Consider the following 26,303-nt stretch of genomic DNA (forward strand, 5'->3'; position numbering starts at 1 on the left):
CATGCCCAAGAAAATTGCGATCATCGGCGACCGCTTCATGCTTCCGGAAGTGTTTCGCGAGAAAATCGAGGCGGCCTGCGGCGACAATCTCGACATCCGCAGCATTGAGACCGCTTGGCCCGACGAGCCGATGCAATTCGGCAATGCCGCGCTTGGTCTGGACAAGGTCAAGGAGTATTTCGGCGATCCCGACGAGGTGGTGGATTTCATCGGCGACGCCGAAATCTTCGTCACCCAGCTTGCGCCGCTCTCCGAAAGCATGATGCAGCGCCTGCCCACGCTCAAGCTGGTTGCGGTCTCGCGCGGCGGACCGATCAACATCGACATGGCCGCCGCCAAGGCCCACGGCATTACCGTTGTCAATGTGCCCGGCCGCAATGCCAGCGCCGTAGCCGAGTTCACCATCGGCGCCATTCTCGCCGAAACGCGGCTGATCCGCGTCGGCCACGAAGCCTTGCGCAAGGGCGAGTGGCGCGGCGATCTCTACCGCGCCGACCGTACCGGCCGCGAGCTCAACGAAATGACCGTCGGCGTCATCGGCTACGGCAATATCGGCACCAGGCTGGTACGGCTGCTGCGCGCCTTCGGCTGCCGCATCCTGGTCTGCGATCCATATGTGCAATTGAACGCCGAGGACCGCAATGCCGGGGTCGAACTGGTTGCGCTGGACGATCTCCTATCGCGCTCCGATGTGGTCACGCTGCATTCCCGGGTCACCGAGGAGACGCGCGGCCTGATCGGCAAGGACGCCATCGCCCGGATGAAGCCCGGCGTGATCTTCGTCAATACCGCGCGCGGACCGCTGGTCGACTACGATGCGCTCTACGAGGCGCTCGTCTCGGGACACATCGGCAGTGCTATGCTGGAGACGTTCGCCGTCGAGCCAGTGCCTGCCGACTGGCCGCTGTTGCAACTGCCGAACGTGACGCTGACGCCGCATATCGCCGGCGCGTCGGTACGCACCGTGACCTACGCGGCCGAGCAGGCGGCCGAGGAAGTGCGCCGCTTCATCGCCGGTCTGCCTCCGGTCAATCCATGCTGACGACAGGGCATAGAGCGAGATGAGCGGTGAAACCGAAATCGTCGACCTCTTCGTCATCGGCGGCGGCGTCAATGGCGCCGGTATCGCGCGCGATGCGGCAGGCCGGGGGCTGTCGGTCATTCTTTGCGAAAAAGACGATCTCGCCGAGGGCACCAGTTCGCGATCGGGAAAGCTCGTTCATGGCGGTTTGCGCTATCTCGAATATTACGAGTTCCGCTTGGTGCGGGAGGCGCTGATCGAACGCGAGGTGCTGCTCGAATCCGCGCCGCACATCATCTGGCCGATGCGCTTCGTGCTGCCGCACAGCCCCGATGACCGGCCGGCCTGGCTGGTCCGGCTCGGCCTGTTCCTCTACGACCATCTTGGCGGCCGCAAGCGGCTGCCGGCCACGCGTACGCTCGACCTGCGCACCGCGCCCGAAGGCGCGCCGATCAAGGACGCCTTCAAGCGCGGCTTCGAATATTCTGACTGCTGGGTCGATGACGCTCGCCTGGTCGTCATCGACGCGCTCGACGCCGCTGAGCGCGGAGCCAGGATATTCACCCGCACCGCCTGCATAGCCGCCCGTCGCGAAAACGGCCTGTGGTCGATCGAGATGCGCGACGGTCGAACCGGCGTCAGGACCACAGTCCGGGCACGGGCGCTGATCAACGCCGCCGGACCCTGGGTCGACGACGTCATCAACCGCGTCGCCGGCCAGAATTCCAGGCGCAACGTGCGCCTGGTCAAGGGCAGCCACATCGTCGTGCCAAAATTCTGGGAAGGGCGGCAGGCCTATCTCGTTCAGAACAGCGACAAGCGGGTGATCTTCATCAATCCCTATCAGAACGATCTGGCGCTGATCGGCACCACTGACATTCCCTATGACGGGCGGCCGGAGGACGTGACCGCCGATGCGAGCGAGATCGATTACCTGATCAAGGCAGTCAATCGCTACTTCAAGCGCCAGCTCGCACGAAGCGACGTCGTCTACTCGTTTTCCGGCGTCAGGCCGCTCTATGACGACAATGCCGACAATCCGAGCGCGGTGACCCGCGATTACATATTCGAACTCGACGCACCGGCTGGGCAGGCGCCGCTGCTTTCGGTCTTCGGCGGCAAGATCACCACCTTCCGCAAATTGGCCGAGCACGCGCTCGACCGTATCGCCCCGTTCTTTCCGAAAATGGGCAAGCCGTGGACCTCGAAAGGGCACCTGCCGGGCGGCGATATCGCCAATGCCGATTTCGAGCAGTTTCTGGGCGACCTCGGCCATGAATTTCCCTGGATGCCGGCATCGCTGGTCAAGCATTACGGCAGGCTCTACGGCACAAGGACGCGCGATCTGGTCGGCGCGGCCACCTCGCTCGCCGAACTGGGCCGGCGCTTCGGCAAGGATTTTTTCGAGCGCGAAGCCAATTACCTGTTCGAGCATGAATGGGCCGAGACCGCCGCCGATATTCTCGAAAGGCGCACCAAGCACGGCCTGCATCTGTCCGCCGCGGAAAGAACCGCCTTCGAGGACTGGTGCTCGAGCCGGCTGGCAAAGGCCGGCTGATGGCCTTTACGCTTTCGCTCAACACCAATCCGCTGGTCAACCGCTTTGCGGAGCCGGACGACCTGATCGACGCGATCGCCTACGACATCGGCATCAGGGACGTCCAACTCACCCATGAATTCGTCAATCCCGGCTGGCCGGCGGCGACGATCGCCAAATTCGTCCGCCTGTTCCGCTCCGCGCTCAACCGCACCGGTGTGCGCGTGACCTCCGCGATGACCGGCCCTTACGGCAGGCTCAATCATTTCGGCCATCCCGATGCCGACGTGCGGCGCTACTACGTCGACTGGTTCAAGACCTTTTCAGAAGTTTCGGCCGAGCTCGGCGCCGCGGGCATGGGCACGCAATTCGCGATCTTCACCCACCGGGATTACGACAATCCTGAACGTCGCGCGCGGCTTTTCGACATCGCGCTGGAATGCTGGCGCGAGGTCGCCGAGCATGCCAAAGCAGCCGGCTTGACCTACCTGTTCTGGGAGCCGATGTCGGTCGGCCGCGAATTCGGCCATACGATCGAAAGCTGCCGGGCACTGCAGCGCGAGATCGAAGCGGCCGGCATGGCCGTCCCGCTCAAGATGATGGTCGACATCGACCATGGCGACGTGACCTCGAGCAATCCGGCGGACACCGACCCTTATGCCTGGGCCGAAGCCTTTCCCAGGCAATCGCCGATCATCCACGTCAAGCAGTCGTCGATGAACAAGGGCGGCCATTGGCCGTTCACTGCGACCTACAACAACGACGGCCGTATCACGCCGGAAAAGCTCCTTCAGACGGTGCGTCGCGGCGGCGGCGTCGACAACGAGATCTGCCTCGAATTGTCGTTCCGCGAGCGCGAGCCCGTCGACCACCAGGTCATCGCCATGATCCGCGAGTCGGTCGACTACTGGGCACCATTTATCGAGACCGGCAGGGCCGATCTCTTGCCGCGAGCATGATCGGATGAGCAGGAGCTGAGGCAGCTCCTGCTCAGAACCGTCAGCCAAATTTCGGATCGAGGCTTCCGGACTTGTAGCGCTTGGCCATTTCCGACTGCGGCAGCGGCTTGATCTTCGGTGCGTTGCCGGCGGTGCCGAATTGCTCGAAGCGCTCCTTGCACAGCTTCCGCATCGCGGCCATTGCCGGCGTCAGATATTTGCGCGGATCGAATTCGCTCGGGTTCTCGGTCAGCACCTTGCGGATCGCACCGGTCAGCGCCATGCGGTTGTCGGTATCGATGTTGATCTTGCGCACCCCATGCTTGATGCCGCGCTGGATCTCTTCGACCGGCACGCCCCATGTCGGCTTCATCTGGCCGCCATATTTGTTGATGATCTCCTGCAGTTCCTCCGGCACCGAGGACGAGCCGTGCATGACGAGATGCATGTTCGGCAGACGGCGGTGGATTTCCTCGATGACGTTCATGGCCAGCACAGCGCCGTCCGGCTTGCGGCTGAACTTGTAGGCGCCGTGGCTGGTGCCCATGGCGACGGCCAGCGCATCGACACGGGTGTCGCGCACGAATTGTTCGGCCTGCACCGGGTCGGTCAGCAGCTGGTCGTGGCTGATGACGCCCTCGACGCCATGGCCGTCTTCCTGCTCGCCGCCGCCCATCTCCAGCGATCCAAGCACGCCGATCTCGCCTTCCACCGAGACGCCGCCCCAATGCGCCATGTCGACGACGCGGCGGGTGATGCCGGAATTATAGGCGTAGTCGGCCGGCGTCTTGCCGTCTTCCTTCAGCGATCCGTCCATCATCACAGAGGTGAAGCCGTGCTGGATCGCGGTGACGCAGGTCGCTTCGTTGTTGCCATGGTCGAGATGCATGCAGACCGGGATATCGGGATGGATTTCGACCAGCGCGTCGATCAGCTTGGCCAGCACCACATCGTTGGCGTAGGCTCGCGCGCCGCGGCTCGCCTGCAGGATAACCGGCGATTTGGTCTCCTCGGCTGCCTCCATGATGGCGAGGCCCTGTTCCATATTGTTCATGTTGAAGGCAGGCACGCCATAGCCGTATTCGGCGGCATGATCGAGCAATTGTCTCAGTGTGATGCGAGCCACTCAGTAGTCTCCCGTATCCGGTTTCGAGCCAGTGTTTGCGGGCCGTTCGGTTGTCGTCGAGCCCCTGATGCTTCTGGCCGGATTTCCGCGGCACCGCAACCGCTGAGCGCTCGGCCGGCAGCAATTCTTGTTACAGGACGCGACCAGAAGCGTCATGATATCCCATAGAGATATAACATTATCACAAAAATTTGGTGGCTTGTGCGATGTTTGCTGTTATATCTCGGAACCGGATTGCCCGAGGAAGCCGCGGAAATGAAGAGCGACGGCCGTCGCCAAGGCATCATGGATTTTCTGATGGACATCGGCACCGCCAGTGTCGACGATCTTGCCTCACGCTTCGGCGTGTCAAAGATGACTGTCCACCGCGACCTCGACGAGCTCGAGGAAAGCGGCTTCCTGCGCAAGGTGCGCGGCGGCGCCTCGATCCAGCCGAGCAGCCTTTTCGAGAGCGATTTCCGCTACCGCCAGCGGCTGGCCGGCGACGAGAAGAAGCGCATCGCCGCCGCTGCCGTGACGATGATCGAACCGGGTCAGACGGTGATCATCGACGACGGCTCAACCGCGGGCGGCATTGCTCGGCATCTTGCCGATCTGCGTCCGCTGACGGTGATCTCGAACAATCTGGCTGTCATCCAGGATTTGGCGGGCGTTGCCGGCATCAACCTGATTGCGCTCGGCGGCCAATACAACAAGAAGTTTCACGGCTTCTTCGGCCTGCTCGCCGAGGACACGCTGAAATCATTGCGCGCCGATGTCGCGTTCCTGTCGTCATCGGCCATCCATGGTGCCTCTGCCTTTCACCAGGATCAGGAAGTGGTCCAGACCAAACGGCTGATGATGGCCGCAGCAGCGCGCAAATATCTGCTGGTCGATCATGGGAAATTCGGCCGCACTGCCTTGCACTTCCTGACAGATCTCAAGGCCTTTGACACGGTCTTCACCGGCCGCGAGCCGCAGCCGCAGATGCGCGCCGCGCTGGATGGTGCCGGCGTTTCGCTGACAGTGATCGCAGAATAGGAGGGCACGTATGGTTTATTGGGTCGGCACCAGCTGGAAAATGAACAAGACGCTCGCCGAGGCGTTGGCTTTCGCCGAGGCGCTGGCGGAGTTCGTCCCCGGTTTCGACGAGCGCATCCAGCCTTTCGTCATCCCGCCCTTCACGGCGATCCGCGAGGTCAAGAAAGCGCTGTCGCCGACGCGCATCAAGGTCGGCGCGCAGAACATGCATTGGGCCGACGCCGGTGCCTGGACCGGCGAGATCTCGCCGGTCATGCTGAAAGACTGCGGGCTCGACATGGTCGAGCTCGGCCACAGCGAACGGCGCGAGCATTTCGGCGAGACCGACAAGGCTGTCGGGCTGAAGACTGCGGCGGCGGTGAAGCACGGTCTCGTGCCACTCATCTGCGTCGGCGAGACCTTGGCTCAACGCGACAGCGGGCAGGCCGCAGCGGTGCTGGCCTTGCAGGTGCACGGCGCGCTGCAGTTTCTCGAAGGCGCGGCGAAGGCGGCGACGATCCTGTTTGCCTATGAGCCCGTCTGGGCGATCGGCGACAAGGGCGTGCCGGCCAGTTCGGACTATGCCGACAGGCAGCAGGCGCTAATCAAGAAAATCGCACGCGACCTGCTGCCGGTGGTGCCGCCGGTGCTTTATGGCGGCAGCGTCAATCCGCAAAATGCCGCCGAACTGGTCGGCCAGCCCAACATCGACGGCTTGTTCATTGGCCGCTCGGCCTGGCAGGCGGACGGCTATATCGACATCCTCAAGCGCGCCTCGGCGGCGATCTGAACCATCAAACAGGAAGGAAACGGAACATGAAAATTGCCATTGGAGCTGATAGCGCCGGCAAGCCGCTGCTCGACGTCATTGCCGCTCACCTCGCTACCAAGCCCGGCCTCACGGTTAGCGACCTCAGCCAGTCGGGCTACTATGCCGACCTGTCACAGAAGCTCGCGCAGACCATCCTGGACGGCGAAAACGATCGCGGCATCCTGTTTTGCGGCACCGGCATCGGCGTATCCATATCCGCCAACAAGGTGCCCGGCATTCGCGCCGCACTCACCCACGACACCTATTCGGCCGAGCGCGCGGCAAAATCCAACAACGCCCAGATCATCACCATGGGCGCCCGCGTCATCGGCCCGGAACTGGCCAAGTCGATCGTCGATGCATGGCTTGCATCGGAATTCGATGAGAAGGGACCATCGGCCGGCAATGTCCAGGCGATCGACAGGCTCGACGCGGCGAAGCGGGGTTAAGCCAGACTGTTCCGCATCGCTCTGATGATCGTCACGGCCGATGCGGCGCCGGGGTCCATATGCCCGAGCGAGCGCTCGCCGAGCCGCGATGAGCGGCCCTTGGCGGCGATCATGTCCTTGGTCGCCTCGGCACCTCGTTCGGCCGCTGCAAGTGCAGTCTCCAGGCTCTCGGACAGGCTCTTGCCGGCTTCCTGCGCGGCACCCGCTGCTTGCGCCGCCGGCAGCCAGGCGTCGACCATGGTCTTTTCGCCGAGCTCGGCCTTGCCGCGATCCTGGATGCCTTGCGCCATCGCCCGGAGCATGGCGATGATGTCAGCGTCCTCCAGAATTGCCTTGCCTTTGACGGCGGCGGCACCGCGCATGAAGGCGGTCGCATAGAGCGGGCCTGACGAGGCGCCGACCGCGTTGAGGAAGGATTTCGCCGCAGTGTTGAGCAGCGCCGTCGGCTCGGTCGCCGCGAGGTCAAGTTGCGCTAGTGCATCGCGCGCAGCAGTGAAGCCTAGTGCCATGGCGATGCCATGGTCGGCGTCGCCGATGACGCCGTCAAGTTGGCAGAGCCTGTCCTTGTCGGCGTCGATCGCCGCCGCGATCTCATCGAACATTCTTTTCAAGCCGACTGAATCGATCGAGGTCATGATGCTTTCTCAGCCGGCGCGGAACATGGCGCAGTCGCAAGGATGGTCGAGCATCGCCTGCAACTCGCCGTCGAGATGCATCAGCGTCACCGAGGCGCCGGCCATTTCGAGCGAGGTGCAGTAATTGCCGACCCAGGTCGCATGGACGGAAATACCGACGTCATCCAGCCTCTGCTTGACGCGTCGGTTCATGATGTAGAGCTCCATCAACGGCGTTGAGCCGAGCGAATTGACCAGAACGGCGACCTTATCGCCGCGCGCCGGCGCCATCTCGTCGAGGACCTTGTCCAGCATCTCGTCTGTGATCTCGTCGGCGGTTTTCAACTTTCCGCGCGCGATGCCTGGCTCGCCATGGATGCCCATGCCGATCTCCATCTCGTCCGGTCCGATCTCGAAATTGGGCCGGCGGGTCTGCGGCAGCGAGCAGGGCGACAGCGCCACGCCCATGGTGAAGGTGTGATCGTTGGCCTTCCTGGCGATACGCTCGCATTCATCGAATGACAGCATCTGGTCGCATGCGGCACCGGCGGCCTTGAAGATGAAGAAATTGCCGGCGACGCCGCGCCGCTTCTGCCTCTGGTCGCGCGGCGCCGAGGCGACATCGTCGGTGGTCAGCACGGTGCGCACCTCGATGTCGTCCATTGCCGCCATTTCGGCGGCCATGTCGAAGTTCATCACGTCGCCGGCATAGTTGCCGTACATGAACAGCACGCCGGCGCCGCCGCTGGCCGCCTTGGCGCATTCGAGGATCGGGTCCGGCGGCGGCGAGGCGAAGACATTGCCGATCGCGGCGGCGTCGGCCAGCCCCTTGCCGACGAAGCCGAGGAAGGTCGGCTCATGGCCCGAGCCGCCGCCGATGACAAGGCCGACCTTGTCTGGGCGCGGTCCGTCGCGGGCGATAATGGCGCGCGGACTGCCGTCCGCGCTTCTGAGGTGGCGCGGATGCGCGGCCAGAATACCCTCCAGCATCTCGTCGACGGAGTGATTGCCGTCATTGATGATCTTCTTGGTCTGCACCGGCATCCTCCTGCTTCGTGAGATACTACAGCGCCTTACCGGGATTTCCACCCGGCGGTGGAGGTTTCACGCCGCGATGTGTTCGCGTGCTGCCAGCAGTTGCACGCAGGCACTGGCCGCCTCTTTGCCCTTGACCTTGAAATGTTCGAAGAAGAAGCGGTGATGGTCCGCGCTGTCATGGTAGTTGTGCGGCGTCAGCACCGCCGAAAGCACCGGCACGCCAGTCGACAATTGCACATTCATCATGCCGTCGATGACCGCGCTTGCAACAAACTCGTGCCGGTAGATGCCGCCATTGACGACGAACGCGGCGCCGAGGATAGCGGCATAGCGGCCGGTCACGGCAAGCGTCTTTGAATGCAGGGGAATCTCATAAGCGCCAGGCACATCGAAGACATCGACGGCAAAGCGTTTCTCTCCGAGAACCGCCAGTTCCGCCTCGAATGCTTCAACGCATTGGTCGACGATATCGGCATGCCAACGCGCGCGAATGACGGCAACGCGGATCGTTTCATAGTCGTTGTGGGAATGCTGATTCATGGGTCCATCCTTCCGTTTCGAACCAGAATCAGGACGCACGATACGGAGTCCGAACCGCGAAAGCGGACCGTCTTCCATTTCGTTCTCTTCCATCCGGACTGTGACCGTCGGCTCCGGAATCACACCGGATCTGCTGACCCCTCCGGCTAACCGGAGAGCGCTCGCGGGCTTGGGCCGAGACCCTTACCGCCGGTGGGGACTTTCACCCCGCCCTGAGAACATTGACGGCGTTTGTATGGAAGGGCCGGAAAGCGCTGTCAACCACCGGCGTCACCGTCGATGGCGCAGAAATAGCGATCCGTTTCGACCTGGTCACCGTTGAGGGCGAGGGAGGAGAGCGTCAAATGGCGATCACAGGTAAGGCAGGCAGCACCTTGTCCAAGGTGATGGGAAATTCACGCACTCGCACGCCGGCCGCGTTGTAAACGGCGTTGGCGACAGCAGCCCCCGCACCGCACACGCCGAGCTCGCCGAGACCCTTTGCGCCAAGCGGGTTGGCCTTGTCGTCGTCTTCCTCGAGGAAGGCGACCTCCATATCGGGGACATCGCCATTGACCGGCACATGATACTCGGCAAGATCGTGATTGACGAAGTGGCCGTAGCGCGGGTCGAGCACCGTCTGCTCCATCAGCGCTGCACCGATCCCCCAGGTCATGCCGCCGATGATTTGCGAGCGCGCGGTCTTGGCGTTGAGGATACGGCCCGCGCCGATCACAGCCAGCATCCGGCGCATGCGGATTTCACCGGTATCGCAATCGACAGCGACCTCTGCGAAATGCGCGCCATAGGAATGCTGCGAATAGGTCTTGTATGACTGGGTGGTGGCGCCCGCGGCTACGGAGCCTTCGGCTTCGAGCCCGTCGGGAGAGATCCCTCGGATAAGATCGGCCAGGCTCGCCGATCGCTGGCCGACCCTGACCTCGCCGTCGGCAAAGCTTGCCTCGGTGGCGTTCGCGCCGCGCAACGGCGAGGCTTCGTTCGACTGCGCCGCCTCCAGGATCTGTTTCTTGAGGACGTTGCACGCATTATACAAGGCCGAACCCGCGCTTGCTGCGCCCCAGGACCCGCCGGAGCCGGCGGTACGCGGGAAGCGGCTGTCGCCGAGCTCCACCTTGACGGACGAGATCGGCAGGCCGAGGCTCTCGGCGGCAATCTGGGTCAGGATCGTATAGGTGCCGGTCCCAATATCGGTCATGTCGAGCCGCGCCGTCACCCGACCGTCCCGGTCGATCGCAACCCGCGCCGTCGCCGCGCCGATATAGTTCGGACGGATCGCCGCCGCCATGCCGTGGCCGATAAGCTTGCGGCCCTCCCGAGTTCGGCCCGGTGTCGGGTTTCTCCGCTCCCAGCCGAAACGGCGGGCGCCTTCCTCCATGCAGGCGACGAGATTGCGGGTGGAGAACGGCACGCCGCGCTCGGGATCCTGTGCCGGTTCGTTGCGGATCCTGAGTTCGATCGGGTCCAGACCGGCGCGCTCGGCGAGCTCATCCATGGCGCATTCGAAAGCCAGCATGCCGGGCGCTTCGCCGGGCGAGCGCATCCATTCGCCGCGGTTGATGTCCAGCGGAACCAGGCGATGGCGGGTGAGACGGTTCGGCGCCGCGTAGAGCGAGCGCGCAAAAACTGCCGTTTGTTCGCAGTACTCCTCGAAGCTGGACGTTGCGGACCAGACATCGTGCGCGATCCCGGTGAGCCGCCCGTCAGTGTCCGCGCCGAGACGTACCTGTTGGACCATCTCTGCGCGATGACCGGCATTGGCGAACATCTGTTGTCGCGTCAGCGCGATCTTCACGGGGCGCTGCAGCACCTGCGCTGCAAGTGCGGCCAGGATCGTGTCGGCATGGGCAATCAGCTTGGAGCCGAAGCCTCCGCCGATGAAGGGGCTGACGATGCGCACTCGCTCGAGCGGGATGCGAAGCGTGCTGGCGACCCCGGCCCGGAAGTTCGCGAGGGTCTGCGCCGATGTACGGATCGTCAGCTCGTTGCCTGACCAGGCAGCAAGCGTCGCATGCGGCTCCATCGGATTGTGATGTTCGAAGGGGGTCCCGTAAGTGGAATCGATCTTGATCGGCGCCGTCGCAAAGGCGCGCTCGAAGTCGCCGACCACGCTGTCGGTCTCGAAGCCGGCATTGGTCCGCTTTGGCGCGTAGGCGTCGGCGATATGTCCCGGTAGATCGTAGAGGCCCGGCTCCTCGTCGTAGCGTACTCTGATGAGGCCCGCAGCAGCGCGCGCCGCCTCGAACGTCTCCGCAACGACCAGCGCGACCGGCTCGTCGTAATACCGTACCCGATCGCTGTTGAGCGCGGGCCGGGGGCGCGTGAAGACCTCCGGCACCGTTGGCGTGACCGTGGGGCCGAAATCCGGCTGGGCCGGCGCATTGCGGTGCGTCATGACGAGCAGCACTGCCGGCGCCCGTTCGGCTTCGGTCGTGTCGATCTCGGCGATGCGGCCCTTGGCGACGGAGGCGCCGAGAATGTAGCCATAGGCTGTACCATCCAGCTCATTCTCGTAAGCGTATGTGGCGCCGCCCGTCACTTTGAGCGGACCGTCGATGCGGTCGATCGGCCGCCCGATGATGCCAGCATCGGCACGAGGTTTCACCCTTGAATGGGTGGCGGAGCCGGGCAGTCCGGGTATGGTCTCGTTCATAAGTCACCTAAAGATTTTTCATCTGGAGTTCGGAAGCATCGAGGCCGCGACGACGCCGCTTCCTCGCACCTTTATGTTCGTCGCGCGGCGGCCGGAGCTCACGCGGCGATCTCGCCGAAATACTCGCGAAACTCGACCAGCCTCCCTGTTGGGCCGGCTCGCATGAAGATCGCATGCAGGCCAGTGTAGGGCGCGCCACCGATTGTCCCGCTCCCGCGATCGCAGACAATGACCCAGTCGGCGGCGAAGAGCTTTAGATCGACGGTCGATTTCGTGATCCTGTTTCCCTGCGCTTGATGCGCGGCGGTCCAGGCTGCGAGTGCCCGCTTGCCTTCCGGCGGTCCGTGTCGGCCTCGTTGCTCGCCGACAGGGAATTGGAAGGTCATCGTCTCATCGCAACAATCAAGGAATGCCGTCCAGTCGCCAGAGGCCCAGCCGGCAAAGAAGGCGTCGACGGCGGCGTCGAGCCCGTGACGAGCTCCCGGGTCGGATGTGGCGCCCCAAGCTGCGGCGGCAGAAACAAAAAGGCCGCCACCCGCGGCGGCAACGGCGCGTCGCGTGAGTTTCATATTGATCTCCTGCTCGTCGCCTGCATCTGGGAACCGCTGTTCGGGGTCGTCGTCTCGGTCATCGTGTCACCTCACGCACTCTCGACGGCAGCAGCGAGCGTGTGCCGCATCGTCCGTTTCGCCAGCGGGATCTTGAAATCATTGGCGCCATGCCCGACAGCTCCGGCGAGCGCGACTTCGGCCGCGTCGATAAAGGCACCGTCGGACGCCGACGCTCCTGCCAGCGCGCGCTCCGCCTCCGTCGCGCGCCAGGGCTTCGCTGCCACGCCGCCCATGGCGATCCGAGCACTTCGGATACGGTCGCCGCCTTTCTCGACGATTGCTGCCACGGACACCAGCGCGAAGGCGTAGGAAGCACGGTCGCGTACCTTGCGGTAAACCTGTTGGCCGGGCGGTGGTGGCGGCAGGGCAACCGCAACGACTATTTCGCCGTGGCCGAGCACGGTCTCCACCTGGGGCGTCGCCTCGGGCAATCGATGGAAATCGCCGATCGGGATCGTACGGGTCTCGCCGCCGGGCGAGACGGTCTCGATCCTGGCGTCGAGCCCGGACATGGCGACCGCCATGTCAGAAGGATGGACCGCGATGCAGGCTTCGCTCGCGCCGAGTACGGCGTGCATGCGGTTGAAGCCCTGAAGTGCCGCGCAGCCCGAACCCGGCTGGCGCTTGTTGCAGGGCATGTTGCGGTCGTAGAAATAGGGGCAGCGCGTGCGCTGCAGGAGATTGCCGCTGGTCGAGGCCTTGTTGCGTATCTGTCCGGACGCTCCCGCCAGCAGCGCTTGCGTGAGCATCGGGTAGCGCGACCTTACCCGCGGGTCGGCGGCGAGATTGCTATTGCGGACCTGGGCGCCGACCCGAAGCCCGCCTTCCGCCGTCTCCTCGATCCGATCAAGTGGCAGCCGGCTGATGTCGACGAGATGCGCTGGGCGCTCGATCTCGAGCTTCATCAGGTCGAGCAGGTTGGTGCCGCCGCTGATGAACTTGGCGTCCGGCCGGGCCGCAACCGCGGCCGCCGCCTGCTCAGCACTCGCCGCACGTTCATAAGTGAAGGACTGCATTGCTCATGCCTCCTCTGCCGCGTCGCGGATTGCAGCGACAATGTTCGGATAGGCGGCGCAACGGCAGATGTTGCCGCTCATCCGCTCGCGGATCTCGGCATCGGTGAGAGCGACGGAAGCCGCTGCCACGTCGGCGCTCGCATGGCTTGGCCAGCCGGCCCGCGCCTCGCCCAGCATGCCAACCGCCGAGCAGATCTGGCCTGGCGTACAGTAGCCGCACTGGAAACCGTCGCGGGCGACGAAGGCGGCCTGGACCGGATGCAGCCGGTCACCCTCGGCAAGGCCCTCGACCGTGGTGATCTCGTCGCCTTCATGCATTGCGGCAAGCGTCAGGCAGGAATTGATCCGGCGCCCATCGACGAGCACCGTGCATGCGCCGCACTGGCCGTGGTCGCAGCCCTTCTTCGAGCCGGTGAGGCCGAGATGGTTGCGCAGGGCGTCGAGCAGCGTCGTCCGCGGGTCGAGCTCGACGGCAAGATCCTTCGCGTTGATCCGTAACGACATCGTCATCGTCGGTAGCGGCGAGGACGATGCAGCCGCCGTGACGGTCTCGACCGGCTCGGCGTCAACCGGTAGTCCGGTAGCCAGGAGCACCCCGGTCGCAACACCGCCTTCCAATACCATCCGACGCGTCGGCCCGCTCCTGTTGTCCGTTTTGGCCATGCATGATCTCCCAGCCGCAATGAAGCGCAGACGGCAACTTGACCCGAGCGAACCCTCGGGTTCTGTCACCCAACGACACTGGAGGTGGGAGTGCGGGCGGCGGCTTTCTTTCAAGAAACCGGCGGCACTATCAGGATTCTGGAGAAGAATTCACCCGATAGGCACGAGGCGTCATGCCCCTCAGACGTCGGAAGGTCGTGGTGAAGTGGCTCTGGCTTGAGAAGCCGAGCCGAAAGGCAATGACACCGATCGACAAACCCGTTTCGCGCAGCAGCGCCTCCGCTCGCCGCACCCGTTCCTCGATCACATAGGCGTAGGGTGCAAGGCCGGTCGTCGCCTTGAAGCGACGCGCAAAACTGTCGACGGCCATGCCCGCGGCGGCTGCCAGCTCGCTTAGCGAAATGTCGGAATTCATATGCGCATCGATGTAATCCCGAACGCGACCAAGTGCCCGGCGGCTGAGACAGCCGTGACGTACAAACCGCGGTTGCTCCCGGCTCAGGTTGGCCACGCGGAGACTGACGAGGGCGACCAGATACTCGACATAGGCAGTGTCTGGCTTGTGGCCGAGTGCCATCTCGTCACGAAGCGAACTCAAGAGCGTGGCGACGACCGCGTCTTTCTTGTTTACCAGTATAGGCAGGTTCCTCAGGCGTTCGCATCCGGGAAGCCCGATATCGGGATCGATCCACAGGGCTGAATAGGAGAGGTTTACATCGCGATAGAAGCCCTGTCGTTCCGCGCCTGCCGGGACGAAGGTGAGGGCTCCGGGACGGTCCATTCCGTCGTAAAGGGATCGTGCCTCGTGCCGGATGGATGTATGGGACGTGCCGCCTTCTTCGGTCAGCACGATCAGATGATGAGGGGCTGTCCAGCGGAGCTCCGCCTCCCGGCACGCCCACCGCCGGTTGTCGAAGACGATCGAGGAGCTGACCCATGACGCGGTTTGCAGGGGCTCCGACTTCTCGTCCTGGCTCCGAACCCGTCCGTCACCAAGCAACGGTCTGAATGACATCGCGGTATCCCGCTGGTTCACTCGCCGAGCCGTGGGCAACCCCGGCTTCGAGCATTGGGCGCCGCCCCGCCGCTACGCATACGGCCGTCCATGTGGGACAGGCAACGGGCGTTTTTAACCGTGCCGTGTTCAAGAAATCGTGAGATCAGGCAAATCCGGAGCGCCCTCTCGGCAAAGCGGATCATCCGCGCTCGGGAAACATCGCCCTCAGGCCTTCGCGCGAGGCCGTAGCGACACCGCGTTCGGTGATCAAGCCGGTGACCAGCCGCGCCGGCGTCACGTCGAAGGCCGGATTGGCCGCCGGCGTGGCTTCCGGCGATACGCGGACCTGGGCGATCTCGCCGGAAGCGGTCTTGCCCCAGACCAGTGAGACCTCGTCGGGCGAGCGCTGTTCGATCGGGATGTCGGCCAGCCCGTCGCCCACGGTCCAGTCGATCGTCGGCGACGGCAGCGCGACATAGAACGGCACGTCGTTGTCGTCGGCGGCGAGCGCCTTGAGATAGGTACCGATCTTATTGCAGACATCGCCGTCGGCGGTGGTCCTGTCGGTGCCGACGACGACCATGTCGATCTGGCCGCGCTGCATCAGATGGCCGCCGGCATTGTCGACGATCAGCGTATGCGGCACGCCGTGGCCGGCCATCTCCCAGGCGGTCAATTGGGCACCCTGGTTGCGGGGTCGTGTTTCGTCGACATAGACATGGACTGGAATGCCGGCTTCCGTCGCCAGATAGATCGGCGCGGTGGCGGTGCCGTAGTCGACCGTGGCCAGCCACCCGGCGTTGCAGTGGGTCAGGATATTGACCGGTTCGCCCGGCTGCTTGCGCGCCGCGATCGCCTTGATGATTTCGAGCCCATGGGCGCCGATGGCGCGGTTGAGGCCGACATCCTCGTCGGCGATCTCGCCGGCACGCCGATAGGCAGCCGCGGCACGTTCTGCCAGTGGAAGCGTCAGCAGGAAGCGTTGCATTTCGTTCAGCGCCCAGCGCAAATTGATCGCCGTCGGGCGCGTTTCGTGCAAGGTTGCCCAGACGGCGTCGAGTGCTGCATCCGACGGATCGTCGGCCATCTGCATGGCGACGCCATAGGCCGCGGTGACGCCGATCAGGGGCGCCCCGCGCACCCACATGTCGCGGATTGCCGTGGCGATGCCGGCGACGGAATCGATCTTTTCGATGCGGAAATCATGCGGCAGCCAGCGCTGGTCGATGATCTCCACCGAACGCCCGTCGTCACTCGGCCAGATGGTGCGGTAGTGGCGGTCGCCGACGTTCAAATCCTGCTCTCCCGTTCGATCAGCGCGGCCAACCGGTTGACCTCGTCGATGCTGTGGATCTGGCGCCGGTTGACGGCGAGGTGACGGCCGAATTTCAGCGCCTTTGCCTCACATCTGGCGCGCAGATCCGGATCGGCAATGGTCTCGAAATCGGCATTGTGGGCAAGGCCGAGAATTCGCCGGTGAACCTCGACGCCGGCAAAGCCGAGCAGATCGGTCCAGATCGAATGCAGCATGTGGTCTAGCGCCTGCTCGGCGCCAAGCCTGTCGCCCTGATCTTCGAACAGGCTCTTCTGGTAGAGCATGCCGGTACGCTCGGTTCGCCACAGATGCGAGAACTCGGCGCGAAACACCGACCATGTCTCGACCGTAACGCCGAGCAGATAGTCACGCATGGCGTCGCGGCTTCCGTCCTGTTCATGGCCGCGCTGCGAGAAGAACGCCATCCAGAAATTGGCGAGCAGCATGCCGACGTCGAAGGCGATCGGCCCGTAGAAGGCGAATTCGGGGTCGATCATCCTCGTTTCGATGTCGGTGACCATGATCGAGCCGGAATGCAGGTCGCCATGCAGCAGCGTCTCGGCATTGGCAGCGAAGATGTGCTTCATGCGCTGCGCCTCGACCTTGAGGTCGCGGTCGGCGCGCAGCTCGGCGACAATGCCATCGAGCTGCGGGCTGGTGTGCTGGTTCATCTTGGCATCGAAATACGGATCCGAGAAAACCAGGTTCTCGGTGATGTCGCAGAGTTCGACATTGTCGGCGAACAGTGCCAGATCGGCCTTGCGGTCCTTGGTCGCCATATGCAGGTCGGAGCCGCGAAACAACGTGCGGGCCATGAACAAGCCGATGTCTGTCGCGATGTTGGGCAATTGCCGGCCTTCGATCAGCGCCCGCCGCAGGATAATGTGCGGCGACAGATACTCCATGATGATCAGCGCCTGGCCTTCGTCGAAGTGATAGATATCGGGCACCGAACCCGGCGCCCGCGCCTGTTGCCGCGTCAGCGCATGGTATTCGAAGAAGGAGCGTTTTAGCGGCAGCGGCCAGCTGTCGCCGACCAGCCGGACGTAGGGCAGGGCCTGCTTGACGACGGCTGCACCCTCAGCACCCTCGACGATGAACACAAGGTTCAGATTGCCGTCGCCGACTTCACGAACCTTCCACTGGCTCGTATCCTTGCCGATCTGCGAACACAGGGGCTCGTTAGCACCGAGACGGCCCGCCAGTGTCTCGACCGACAGTGCTTCGAACGGCGATTTCCCAGTCATCCTCACCTCCCGCTCATGTGCTCCGATGATAGCGGAGCCAACGCGGTCGGGCCAAGCTAGGAAGCCTGCTGGCAATTGTCAATCGTGTTGACAATTGCCGATATAGCCCATAGCGTCATGGTCAGGGAGGAACGAATGGGCAATGATGCCGTGTTCCGCGTCGACGGCCTGAGGAAATCCTTTGGCCATATCGAGGTGCTTGGCGGCGTCTCGCTCGAATTGCATGCCGGCGAAGTGACCGTGCTGATGGGCGCCAACGGCGCCGGCAAATCCACCCTCGTCAAGATCATCAGTGGCGTCTACGACCATGGCGGCGGCTCGATGTCGCTTGCCGGTCATGAGTTCGACCCGAAAACGCCGGCGGAGGCGATCCGCGCCGGCGTCGTTACCGTCCACCAGAACATCAACGACGGTGTCGTCGCCGACCTCGACGTCGCAACCAACCTTACCCTCGACAGGCTGAGCGGCAGCGGCGTGCCGACCCTGTTCAATCCAGGCCGGGTGCGTCGCGAGGCAAAGGCGGTGGCCGACCGCATGGGACTGGCCATCGACCTCAAGGCCCGGATCAGCGATCTCTCTCTGGCCGACCGCCAGATGGTGGCAATCGCCCGCGCCATGGCGCACCGGCCGAAAGTGCTGATCCTCGACGAGCCGACTTCCTCGCTGTCCAGCGCCGAGGCCGACCGGCTGTTCGCATTGCTCGACCGGCTTCGCCAGCAAGGCGTGGCCATCCTCTACATTTCGCACCGTATGTCTGACATCAGGCGGCTTGCCGATCGCATCATTTCGATGCGCGACGGGGTCATCTCAGGCATCTTCGACAAGAAGCCGCTGGATTACGAAGGTGCGGTCAACGCCATGCTCGGCCGTAAGATCCAGCTCGAGCGGATCGTCGCCAGGAATTCGGCCAAAGCAATTTTCACTGCCGACGCGCTGCGGATTGCTGAAGGCGCCAGGCCGATCTCGCTGACGCTCGGCGATGGCGAGGTCGTTGCCATCACCGGCCTTGTCGGCGTCGGCAAGACCGCGCTCGCCGAGACGCTGTTCGGTTTGCGCAAGCCGCTGTCCGGGACCATGGTGCTGAACGGGAAACCTTATGCTCCGGCATTGACCGGCGAAGCGATTGCCGCCGGTGTGTTTCTCGTCGCCAAGGACCGGGGCGAAAACGGCATCGTCGGCGACTTCAACATCCAGGAGAACATCAGCCTGCCGTTCCACAGCCGCATGTCGCGTCTCGGTGTTCTCAAACGCCGTATCGAACGCGCTGTTGCCCGCCAGCAGATCCAGGAGTTGGGCATCGTCTGCCGCTCCGAGAGGGACGAGATGGCGTCGCTTTCCGGTGGCAATCAGCAGAAGGTGATGGTCGCCCGCTGGATGTCGCAGGTGGCAAGGCTTTTCATCCTCGACGAGCCGTTTCAAGGTGTGGACATCTCGGCCAGGCGCGACATCGCCGCCAAGCTGCGGGCCAGCGCCCACGGCCGCGCGACGCTGCTGTTCGTCACCGAACTCGACGAAGCCCTGGAGACGGCCGATCGCATCCTGGTGATGTCGGAGCAGACGATCGTCGGCGAGCACCGCAATACCGATGTCGATCTCGAGCGTCTGCTGGCCGAAGTGGCGGGCGGGCCGTTGCACAGCGCAGCCTGAGAGCGGGAAGACGATGAGAATTGGAATGGAGAGGGCATGAATTCGGGTTGGATAATGACGGTGCCAGCGTGCGGGAGCGCTGAATGATCCTGCGCGACAATGCTATTCGCTACGGCTTCATCGTTCTGTTGTTCGGGCTGATCGCCTATTTCGCCGCCGCCGCCGATGGTTTCGTCTCGCCGCAAAGTGCTGTCTTCATCTTCCAGTCGGTCGCCATCACCGGCGTTCTGGCGCTCGGCGTCACCGCCACGCTGGTCGTCGGCGGCTTCGACCTGTCGATCGGCTCGGTCGCCACCAGCGCCATGATGGCGGCTGCCTATGTCATGGTGGTGCTGGGGCAGAACGCCGTCATGGCCGTCGTCATCTGTCTTGTGATCGGCGCCGTGGTCGGCCTGATCAATGGCTGGCTGATCGTCTATATGCGGGTGCCGGACCTTTTGGCGACGCTCGGCATGATGTTCCTGCTTGTCGGCCTGCAGCGCATACCGACCGAGGGCCGTTCGATCGCCACTGGCATGACCATGCCCGACGGCTCGGTCGCCAACGGCAGTTTCGGCGCCGCGTTCCTGGCGCTTGGCCGCCATCGCTTCGACTTCTTCATCCCGAACCTCATTCCGGTGTCGGTCGTCGTCCTGCTCGTGCTGGCGGTGCTGATCTGGTTCTTTCTCGAATACACCCGTTTCGGGCGCATGATGTATGCGGTCGGCAGCAACGAACGCGCCGCAGAACTCGCCGGCGCGCCTGTCAAGGCATACAAAATCTGGGCCTATGTGATTTCGGGAGTTTTTGCCTCGATCGGCGGCATTTTGCTCGCTGCCCGCCTTGGACGCGGCGACATCGCCTCGGGTAATAATCTGTTGCTCGACGCGGTGGCTGCGGCACTCATCGGTTACGCGGTTCTCGGCGCCGCCAAGCCGAACGCCTTCGGCACGGCTGTCGGCGCGGTGTTTGTCGGCGTGCTGCTGCAGGGCCTGACGATGATGAACGCGCCTTACTACACGCAGGATTTCGTCAAGGGCGTGGTTCTCGTGGTTGCCCTTGTCTTTACCTTCGCCCTGTCCGGCAGGGGCAGGAGATAGGGTTCGACCGGGTCACATTTTGGGTTCAACAAGTGGAGGAAGCGACGTGAACATCACAAGAAGACTTTTGGGGAAGGCAGCGCTCGGGCTTGCCGGCGCAACATTGCTGATGCAGTTGCCGGCGATGGCGCAGGACAGGCCGGCGCCGTTCGACAAGCCGGGCGCCGTCAAGATAGCGCTGGTCCGCTATCTCTCGACCGGCGACTTCTTCCAGGCGTATTTGTCCGGCGTCGAGGCGCAGGCCAAGGCACTCGGCGTCGACCTGCGCGTGCTCGACAGCCGCCAGGACGCGGCGCTTCAGGCGGACATGGTCGACCAGGCCATCGCGCTCGGCGTCCAGGGCATCATCATCCAGCACGGACTGACGGAATCGATGAAGGACGCCGCCCAGCGCGCGGTCGAGGCCGGCATCAAGGTCGTCGCCTTCGACGTCAATGTCGAAAACCCCAAGATCCCGCAGATCGAGCAATCCGACCGCGACCTCGCGCGCCTGGCGCTCGAGCAAGCGGTCAAGGACAATGGCGAGAGCTGGAAGGCCGGCTACGTCTATGTCGCCGGCATCGCGCCGCTCGATCGCCGCAACGAGACCTGGGTCGAATTCAAGAAGAAATATTCGGGCATCGACGAAGCCGCCATGTTCGGCACGCTCGACAATCCGATCGCCAATTCGGTCGCCAACCAGGCCCGCTCGGTGTTGTCGGCCCACCCCGACATCAAGGTGATGTTCGCGCCCTACGACGAATTCGCCAAGGGCGTGAAGATCGCGGTCGACGAAGCCGGGCTGAACAAGGACATCAAGATCTATTCGGCCGACATCTCGACCTCGGACATCGCCGCGATGCGCGAGCCGGACAGCGCCTGGGCGGCAACCGCCGCTACCAACCCGGCGGTCGTCGGTCAGGTCTCCGTGCGTGCGCTGGCGCAGCTTCTGGCCGGCGAAGATCCCGGCCACAACGTCATCGTGCCGCCGACGCTGATCACCCAGAAGGACCTGCTCGACAAGGACATCAAGAACATGGAGGACCTCTCGGCCAAGCTGCCGCAATTCGCCCATGCCGATGTCGCGATGCCGACCTGGATGCCGAACCCGAACGCGAAGTAATTTTCGGCACGAGCAAAACAATAGCCGTCTGCAGCAGCTTGTTGCAGGCGGCCTTTTTGTCGAAGATGTCTGGCGTGCCGGACCGCCGAATTGCAATTGTCGCAGCCACCGGTTTTGCGGGACGATTGGACGGTTGAACCCAGGATTCGGCGGGTAAATGGAGGCGCAGGCGGTAAGAGAGGAAAGTCCGACCGGCATCGTCGCCGGAACATTTTTTCGATGCTCGCAGGCCACCACGGGCGTTGTGGTGTTGGGCGGATCGAGTGGCCGTGTTGATGTCGGGCGCGCGCGGCTCTTTGCAGATGCGGGTACGTCGGCCTTGGCGCTGCAGTGGTTTGGCGGCGAGGGCCAGATTCCCGGAATATGTGAGGTTCCCCTGGAAACGTTCTTTGCGGCAACCGATTATCTCATTGAAACAGGGTGCCGTCGCATCGTCTATGTGGGCACGTCCAAGGGTGCCGAGGCCTCATTGCTTGCCGCGGTCCATGACCAGCGAATTGATGCTGTGGCCGCAATCAGCCCATCATCGGTGGTTTGGGGCAATATCGGTGCGGGCCGCGATGGTGTCAGCTGGCCTGAACGATCCTCATGGTCGCTCGACGGCATCGCGCTGCCGTTTGTGCCGACAGATCCAGATTGGACACCAGAGTACGTCGATGGCCAGGTGTCCTACAGGGGGCTTTTCGAAAGTTGTTTGAAAACGTTCAAGCGGGAAGCGAATGCGGCGACCATCCCTGTTGAGACCGCATCGGCCGAGATTCTGCTCGTCGCGGGTGGCGACGATGCACTATGGCCTCTCTATCGTTCGCGAAACATATCGTTCAGCGGTGCGGCGAAGCAGGTAAGGTCACTCATCTCATTTCGTCGCCGGATGCGGGTCACCGCATTCTCTTGCCAGGCGAAAATACCCCACGCTCGACATTGCACGCACACGGAGGCAATGACGAGGCCGATTCAAAGCTGGGCCGAAAGGCTTGGGAAGGCATCCGAGAACTACTTTAGCAAAATTCTCAAATGCGCACCTGTCTCGGCTACTCGTTGAACAGATCGGAATGTGAGCCGGTGCGAGCAAGCTGTAGCTCGTCACCGGCAACACGATAGATCAAGAGCCAGTCCGGTTCCATGTGAGCGTCACGATAGCCTTTCCAATCGCCCTTGAGGGGGTGGTCCTTGTAAGTCGCCGGTAGATCATTCTCGGCGAGCAGAAGGCCTAGCAGTTCGCGCAATTTACCAAGGTCTTTGCCGCGCTTCTCCGCACGTTTCACGTCCCGGCGGAATTGCCCGGAGCGAACGGGCGTCAGCACGTCAGATGTCCAGATCCTTGAACAACTCATCGGCCGAGGCGAAGCGCTTGCCCTTGCCACGCTCCAATTCCGTCATCGCCTTCCGAGTGGTTGCGTTCGGCACTTTCACCGGAAAGGGAAACTCCTTGTCGGCGGCGACGCGGACCAGCAGCAGACGGATGGCGTCGGAAACGGACAATCCCATCGCCGCCAACGCTTCCGTTGCCTGATCCTTTGTCGCCGTATCTATCCGAGCACGGACGACGGTACCCGTTGCCATATCGTGGCTCCTTGAGATTTGGCCACAATGTAGCTACAAAATACCAATTTCGCAAGTGTGATCCCCGATCACGCCTACCGCAGCGCCGCCGCGATGTTGCCGCCATCGACTGTCGTCACATCGGCGGTGGTCCGCTCGGCCAGCGCCTGATGCAGGAAGGCTTGGGCGACGTCTTCGGCCGTCACTTCCTGCCCGAGCAGGTTGCCGGACATGTACTCCTTCGCCGACACGCCGCGCGCGCCCGAGCGGCTGGTGATCATGGCATCGGTCAACAGCCCCGAACGGATGCGGTCGGCGTTGACGGCATTGGAGCGGATGCCATGCGCGCCGTAGTCGAGCGCATATTGCCTGGACAGGAACAGCGTTGCCGCCTTGGGAATGCCATAGGCGCCGAACTTCGGCCCCGGATTGACCGCCTGCTTGGAGGTGTTGAACAACAGCACGCCGCCGGTGCCCTGTTCCAGCATGATGCGCACGGCATTCTGCGCCGCCGACTGATGGGCGAAGAAATTGAGTTCGAAGCTTTTGCGCAAGGTGGCGTCGTCGAGCTCGCCGATCCGGCCCTCCCAGGCAGCACCGGCATTGGAGACGAGAATGTCGAGGCCGCCGTAGACGTCGACCGCTTTGTCGAAGGCGGCGCGCATCTGCACCGGATCGGTGATGTCGGCGCCAATGCCGATCGAACCGTTGCCAGCCTTTTTTGCCGCCTCGGCAGCCCTTGACCCATCGAGATCGACGACGACGGCATGGGCACCGTTGTCGGCGAACAGCTTTGCCGTGGCAGCACCGATCGCGCCGGCGCCGCCGGTGACCAGCACCACCTGGCCGGTCAGCGGCTTCGGCTTGTTGGCGGCGAGCTTGGCCTGTTCCAGCGACCAGTATTCGAGCGGGAACAGATCGCTTTTGGAGAGCGGGCGGAAATCGCCGACGGCTTCGGCGCCGCGTACCGCCTCGATCCACATTTCGCCGACGTCCGAGGCAATCTTCGCATCCTTCAGCGTGCGGCCGTGGCCGAACATGCCGAGGCGGGGCACCAGAGTCAGCCGCGGCATCGGATCGAGCATGGTGCGCTTCACGTCGTCGAGCGCATCATTGGTTTCAAAATAGGCGCGATAGTCCTTGGCGAATTTCTCGACATGCTGGCGGATGACGGATTTGTAGTCGCCGACCTTGTCCGCGTCGGGCGCCGGCAGTGCCATCGGTCCGGTCTTGATGCGGATCGACAGGTCGGGTGTCGACACGCCGCGCCCGGCATAGTCGGCAATTTTTGCCGAATTGATGAAATCGACGATCGCATCCGAGGTGCGGAAATCGCTGATCATCCGATCGAAGCGGCCTTCGCCGCGTGCCACCGCCACCGCGCCGCGCAGCATCGGCGCAATCTCCGCAGGCTTGGCCAGCTTGGCCGGCGGTGCCACTTTTTCGGTACGCGGCTTGCCGTTCCCGGCGATGAAATCCTCGGCGACGTTCACATAATGGATCATCCGGTCATAGGCCTGCCTGGCATCGTCGCCGAAGGTGAAGATGCCGTGCTTGTCTAGGATCAGGCCTTCGACCGTCGGATCGGCGTCGAATACATCGGCGGCCGCCTTGGCCAGATCGAAGCCCGGCATGATGTAAGGCACGAAGCCCATCTTTTCGCCGAACACCTTCCGGCTCAGCGCCTCGCTGTCCTCCTGGTCGACGATGGCCAGGATCGCCGTCGAATGCGTGTGGTCGACGAATTTGTGCGGCAGGAAGGCGTGCAGCAGCGTCTCGACCGACGGATTGGGCGAGGACGGATCGATGAGGTTCGCCCGCTGCAGCGCGACCATGTCCTCGTCGGAGAGCTTCTTCAGCGACCGCGCCTTTAACAGCGCGCCGAGCTTGACCGCCGGCAGGCCCTGCGGCTCGATGACGCCCATGTCCCAGCCGCTGCCCTTGACGCAGAGCACGTCCCATTCGTCGCCGACGAGATCGGTGGCCCTGGTCTTGCACGAGGTGTTGCCGCCGCCATGCAGGACGAGCCGCGGCTCGCCGCCCAGCAGCCTGGTCGTGTAGACGCGCAGCGCCAGGTCGCGGGCCACACCCTTCTTTGCATAGTCGGCGATCAGCTTCTCCGCCTCGCCGTCATTCCACAGGTTCTTCATGTCAGCTTCGTCCGATTTCTCTCTTGTTGTGAACAGGAATACCGCGACGCCTTGATGACAATGCGTCGGCGGCTGAAACTAGGTATCAGGCGACCTTTTCTGCTGCCGCTCGGGCATGGTCGAGCAGCCGTCGCGCCATGTGCGCGCCGACGACCAGATGGGTGCAGAGCCCGCCGGCGATCGCCGCGACGAGCGGTTCGAACTTGCTGTCCTCCTGCACCACCACAAGACGCTTTCCGATCTGGCGCAGCGATGACAGCTCTGCCGAAATCAGCCGGCGGTTGTAGCTGCAGTCGAGCGCCTGGCCTCGGGCGTCGATGATCTGCCCGGCAATGACGCCGGCCGCACCCGCCTTGCGCAATACAGCCATTTCGCTTGGCGTCAGCGCGCCGCATTTGACCAGATGGCTGTCGGTGTCCACCGAGCCTACCGAATACAGCGCCAGGCCGCATTCGCCGATGCCCGACAATTGCTCGCGGATCACCGGCTCGGCGCGCAGGCCGCGTGCCAGTTCTTCCGTCGTCAGCACCAGCGGCGCGTAGAAATTCAGCCCCTTGGCGTTGAGCCGGCGCGCGATTTCCATCGTGCATTGGTCCGGCCGGTACGAATAGGGGGCGCCCAGATTGCCGCAGAGCTGCACCACCGTCACGTCCTGCAGATCGGCATAGGACATGATGTCGGCGATCGTGTAGATGGTCCGTCCCCAGGCGACGCCGATGCGGTCGCCCTTCCTGATCAGCTCGAGAAAGACGCTTGCCGCCAGCACCGCGATGTCGGTCGAGGGGTCGGCGACATAGCCGTTTTCCGGCGCGATCCAGACCGCGTCGAGCTTCAGCGCGTCTTCCAGCTTGCGTGCCAGCACGTCGTCGGTGAAAAGCTGGGTCGAGGTCGAGATGTTGACGATGCCGGTCTCGCGCGCCTTGCGCAGATACATCGCCACCGAGGCACGGGAAATCTTGAGCTGGCTGGCCACCTGGTCCTGGCGCAGGCCGTGTGCATAGTAAAGCCAGGCGGCCTTGTGGATAAGCTGTTCTGCCGGTCGGATCGCCATGCCATCTCCTCGCTGACATTATTCACGGCTCTCGACAAAAGTCAAATTGGAGGAAGGAATAGATGCGCTTTCGCCGCCGAATCTAGACCATTCTTGTGCCACACGCGGTCTATGATGGCATCGTTGGTGGTGACGGGCCGGAAGCCGGTAGCTAAAGTTC

The 26,303-nt window shown here is 63.4% G+C and carries 24 protein-coding genes, 1 pseudogene and 1 riboswitch; of the genes and pseudogenes, 10 read left to right on the forward strand and 15 right to left on the reverse strand.

The window, feature by feature from the left end; all coding sequences use genetic code 11:
• Window position 1 precedes the first annotated feature (1 nt).
• From NKK47_RS05905 to NKK47_RS05915, 3 genes are read left to right on the forward strand one after another with little or no spacing between them, the layout of a single operon-like run.
• The gene (locus NKK47_RS05905) at window positions 2-1,042 is read left to right on the forward strand and encodes a 2-hydroxyacid dehydrogenase (RefSeq protein ID WP_023676021.1); all 1,041 of its coding nucleotides are present in this window, start codon (window positions 2-4) and stop codon (window positions 1,040-1,042) included.
• A gap of 19 nt (window positions 1,043-1,061) precedes the next feature.
• A complete protein-coding gene (locus NKK47_RS05910) occupies window positions 1,062-2,579 on the forward strand; it encodes a glycerol-3-phosphate dehydrogenase (protein WP_023676020.1) in 1,518 nt (505 codons plus the stop codon).
• Window positions 2,579-3,517, forward strand: a complete 939-nt coding sequence (locus NKK47_RS05915) for a sugar phosphate isomerase/epimerase family protein (RefSeq protein WP_352575682.1) — start codon at window positions 2,579-2,581, stop codon at window positions 3,515-3,517. Before NKK47_RS05910 ends, NKK47_RS05915 begins: the two co-directional genes overlap by 1 nt.
• Window positions 3,518-3,557: 40 nt before the next feature.
• On the opposite strand, the gene fba is transcribed toward NKK47_RS05915, so the two are convergent.
• The gene (fba, locus tag NKK47_RS05920; protein ID WP_352575570.1) at window positions 3,558-4,622 is read right to left on the reverse strand and encodes a class II fructose-bisphosphate aldolase; all 1,065 of its coding nucleotides are present in this window, start codon (window positions 4,620-4,622) and stop codon (window positions 3,558-3,560) included.
• A 255-nt stretch (window positions 4,623-4,877) separates the two neighbouring features.
• Here fba and NKK47_RS05925 point away from each other — a divergent pair, with 255 nt between their 5' ends.
• From NKK47_RS05925 to derI, 3 genes are read left to right on the forward strand one after another with little or no spacing between them, the layout of a single operon-like run.
• On the forward strand, window positions 4,878-5,642 hold the full coding sequence (locus tag NKK47_RS05925) for a DeoR/GlpR family DNA-binding transcription regulator (protein ID WP_352575572.1): 765 nt from the start codon (window positions 4,878-4,880) through the stop codon (window positions 5,640-5,642).
• 10 nt (window positions 5,643-5,652) lie between these two features.
• A complete protein-coding gene (locus NKK47_RS05930; RefSeq protein ID WP_352575574.1) occupies window positions 5,653-6,411 on the forward strand; it encodes a triose-phosphate isomerase in 759 nt (252 codons plus the stop codon).
• A gap of 26 nt (window positions 6,412-6,437) precedes the next feature.
• Window positions 6,438-6,881, forward strand: coding sequence for a D-erythrulose-4-phosphate isomerase (derI, locus tag NKK47_RS05935; RefSeq protein WP_023676015.1), 444 nt, complete (start codon window positions 6,438-6,440; stop codon window positions 6,879-6,881).
• On the opposite strand, the gene dhaL is transcribed toward derI, so the two are convergent.
• The 10 genes from dhaL to mtnK all read right to left on the reverse strand — a co-directional run bounded on the left by dhaL (window position 6,878) and on the right by mtnK (window position 17,572).
• On the reverse strand, window positions 6,878-7,516 hold the full coding sequence (gene dhaL / locus NKK47_RS05940; protein ID WP_352575576.1) for a dihydroxyacetone kinase subunit DhaL: 639 nt from the start codon (window positions 7,514-7,516) through the stop codon (window positions 6,878-6,880). The two genes, derI and dhaL, sit on opposite strands and share 4 nt — an antisense overlap.
• Window positions 7,517-7,525: 9 nt before the next feature.
• Window positions 7,526-8,533, reverse strand: coding sequence for a dihydroxyacetone kinase subunit DhaK (locus tag NKK47_RS05945; RefSeq protein WP_352575577.1), 1,008 nt, complete (start codon window positions 8,531-8,533; stop codon window positions 7,526-7,528).
• A gap of 66 nt (window positions 8,534-8,599) precedes the next feature.
• A complete protein-coding gene (locus NKK47_RS05950; RefSeq protein ID WP_352575579.1) occupies window positions 8,600-9,073 on the reverse strand; it encodes a 6,7-dimethyl-8-ribityllumazine synthase in 474 nt (157 codons plus the stop codon).
• A gap of 77 nt (window positions 9,074-9,150) precedes the next feature.
• A riboswitch (FMN riboswitch) is annotated at window positions 9,151-9,297 on the reverse strand.
• A gap of 116 nt (window positions 9,298-9,413) precedes the next feature.
• Window positions 9,414-11,723: a xanthine dehydrogenase family protein molybdopterin-binding subunit gene (locus NKK47_RS05955; RefSeq protein WP_352575581.1), complete on the reverse strand. Its 2,310-nt coding sequence runs from the start codon at window positions 11,721-11,723 to the stop codon at window positions 9,414-9,416.
• A gap of 98 nt (window positions 11,724-11,821) precedes the next feature.
• Window positions 11,822-12,292: a nuclear transport factor 2 family protein gene (locus tag NKK47_RS05960; protein WP_352575583.1), complete on the reverse strand. Its 471-nt coding sequence runs from the start codon at window positions 12,290-12,292 to the stop codon at window positions 11,822-11,824.
• 71 nt (window positions 12,293-12,363) lie between these two features.
• Window positions 12,364-13,350 carry an FAD binding domain-containing protein gene (locus tag NKK47_RS05965; RefSeq protein ID WP_352575585.1) on the reverse strand — a complete coding sequence of 329 codons (987 nt, stop codon included), beginning with the start codon at window positions 13,348-13,350 and terminating at the stop codon, window positions 12,364-12,366.
• A gap of 3 nt (window positions 13,351-13,353) precedes the next feature.
• Window positions 13,354-14,013 (reverse strand): 2Fe-2S iron-sulfur cluster-binding protein, encoded by a 660-nt coding sequence (locus NKK47_RS05970; protein WP_352575587.1) that lies wholly within the window; start codon window positions 14,011-14,013, stop codon window positions 13,354-13,356.
• Between the two features lie 130 nt (window positions 14,014-14,143).
• A complete protein-coding gene (locus tag NKK47_RS05975; RefSeq protein ID WP_352575589.1) occupies window positions 14,144-15,028 on the reverse strand; it encodes a helix-turn-helix domain-containing protein in 885 nt (294 codons plus the stop codon).
• Between the two features lie 181 nt (window positions 15,029-15,209).
• Complete coding sequence (gene mtnA / locus NKK47_RS05980; protein WP_352569351.1) at window positions 15,210-16,304, reverse strand: S-methyl-5-thioribose-1-phosphate isomerase; 1,095 nt, start codon at window positions 16,302-16,304, stop codon at window positions 15,210-15,212.
• The gene (gene mtnK / locus NKK47_RS05985; RefSeq protein ID WP_023676005.1) at window positions 16,301-17,572 is read right to left on the reverse strand and encodes an S-methyl-5-thioribose kinase; all 1,272 of its coding nucleotides are present in this window, start codon (window positions 17,570-17,572) and stop codon (window positions 16,301-16,303) included. Before mtnK ends, mtnA begins: the two co-directional genes overlap by 4 nt.
• A 135-nt stretch (window positions 17,573-17,707) precedes the next feature.
• Here mtnK and NKK47_RS05990 point away from each other — a divergent pair, with 135 nt between their 5' ends.
• The 4 genes and pseudogenes from NKK47_RS05990 (at window position 17,708) to NKK47_RS06005 (ending at window position 22,402) form a co-directional block, all read left to right on the forward strand.
• Complete coding sequence (locus NKK47_RS05990; RefSeq protein ID WP_352575591.1) at window positions 17,708-19,219, forward strand: sugar ABC transporter ATP-binding protein; 1,512 nt, start codon at window positions 17,708-17,710, stop codon at window positions 19,217-19,219.
• A gap of 83 nt (window positions 19,220-19,302) precedes the next feature.
• Window positions 19,303-20,298 (forward strand): ABC transporter permease, encoded by a 996-nt coding sequence (locus tag NKK47_RS05995; RefSeq protein ID WP_352575593.1) that lies wholly within the window; start codon window positions 19,303-19,305, stop codon window positions 20,296-20,298.
• A 46-nt stretch (window positions 20,299-20,344) separates the two neighbouring features.
• Window positions 20,345-21,400, forward strand: coding sequence for a substrate-binding domain-containing protein (locus NKK47_RS06000; protein WP_352575595.1), 1,056 nt, complete (start codon window positions 20,345-20,347; stop codon window positions 21,398-21,400).
• 157 nt (window positions 21,401-21,557) lie between these two features.
• Window positions 21,558-22,402: pseudogene (locus NKK47_RS06005) on the forward strand (acyl-CoA thioester hydrolase/BAAT C-terminal domain-containing protein).
• Window positions 22,403-22,431: 29 nt separating this feature from the next.
• Here the strand turns inward: NKK47_RS06005 and NKK47_RS06010 are convergent.
• From NKK47_RS06010 to NKK47_RS06025, 4 genes are all read right to left on the reverse strand, one after another.
• Entirely contained in the window at window positions 22,432-22,704 is a 273-nt protein-coding gene (locus NKK47_RS06010; protein ID WP_352575597.1) for a type II toxin-antitoxin system YafQ family toxin, read from the reverse strand.
• Window position 22,705: 1 nt separating this feature from the next.
• A complete protein-coding gene (locus NKK47_RS06015; RefSeq protein ID WP_352575599.1) occupies window positions 22,706-22,963 on the reverse strand; it encodes a type II toxin-antitoxin system RelB/DinJ family antitoxin in 258 nt (85 codons plus the stop codon).
• A 74-nt stretch (window positions 22,964-23,037) separates the two neighbouring features.
• Window positions 23,038-25,092: a bifunctional aldolase/short-chain dehydrogenase gene (locus NKK47_RS06020; RefSeq protein ID WP_352575601.1), complete on the reverse strand. Its 2,055-nt coding sequence runs from the start codon at window positions 25,090-25,092 to the stop codon at window positions 23,038-23,040.
• Between the two features lie 85 nt (window positions 25,093-25,177).
• Complete coding sequence (locus NKK47_RS06025) at window positions 25,178-26,143, reverse strand: sugar-binding transcriptional regulator (RefSeq protein ID WP_352575602.1); 966 nt, start codon at window positions 26,141-26,143, stop codon at window positions 25,178-25,180.
• Window positions 26,144-26,303: the final 160 nt, after the last annotated feature.

The organism is Mesorhizobium sp. M0019 (genome assembly GCF_040323975.1).
GTDB lineage: Bacteria > Pseudomonadota > Alphaproteobacteria > Rhizobiales > Rhizobiaceae > Mesorhizobium.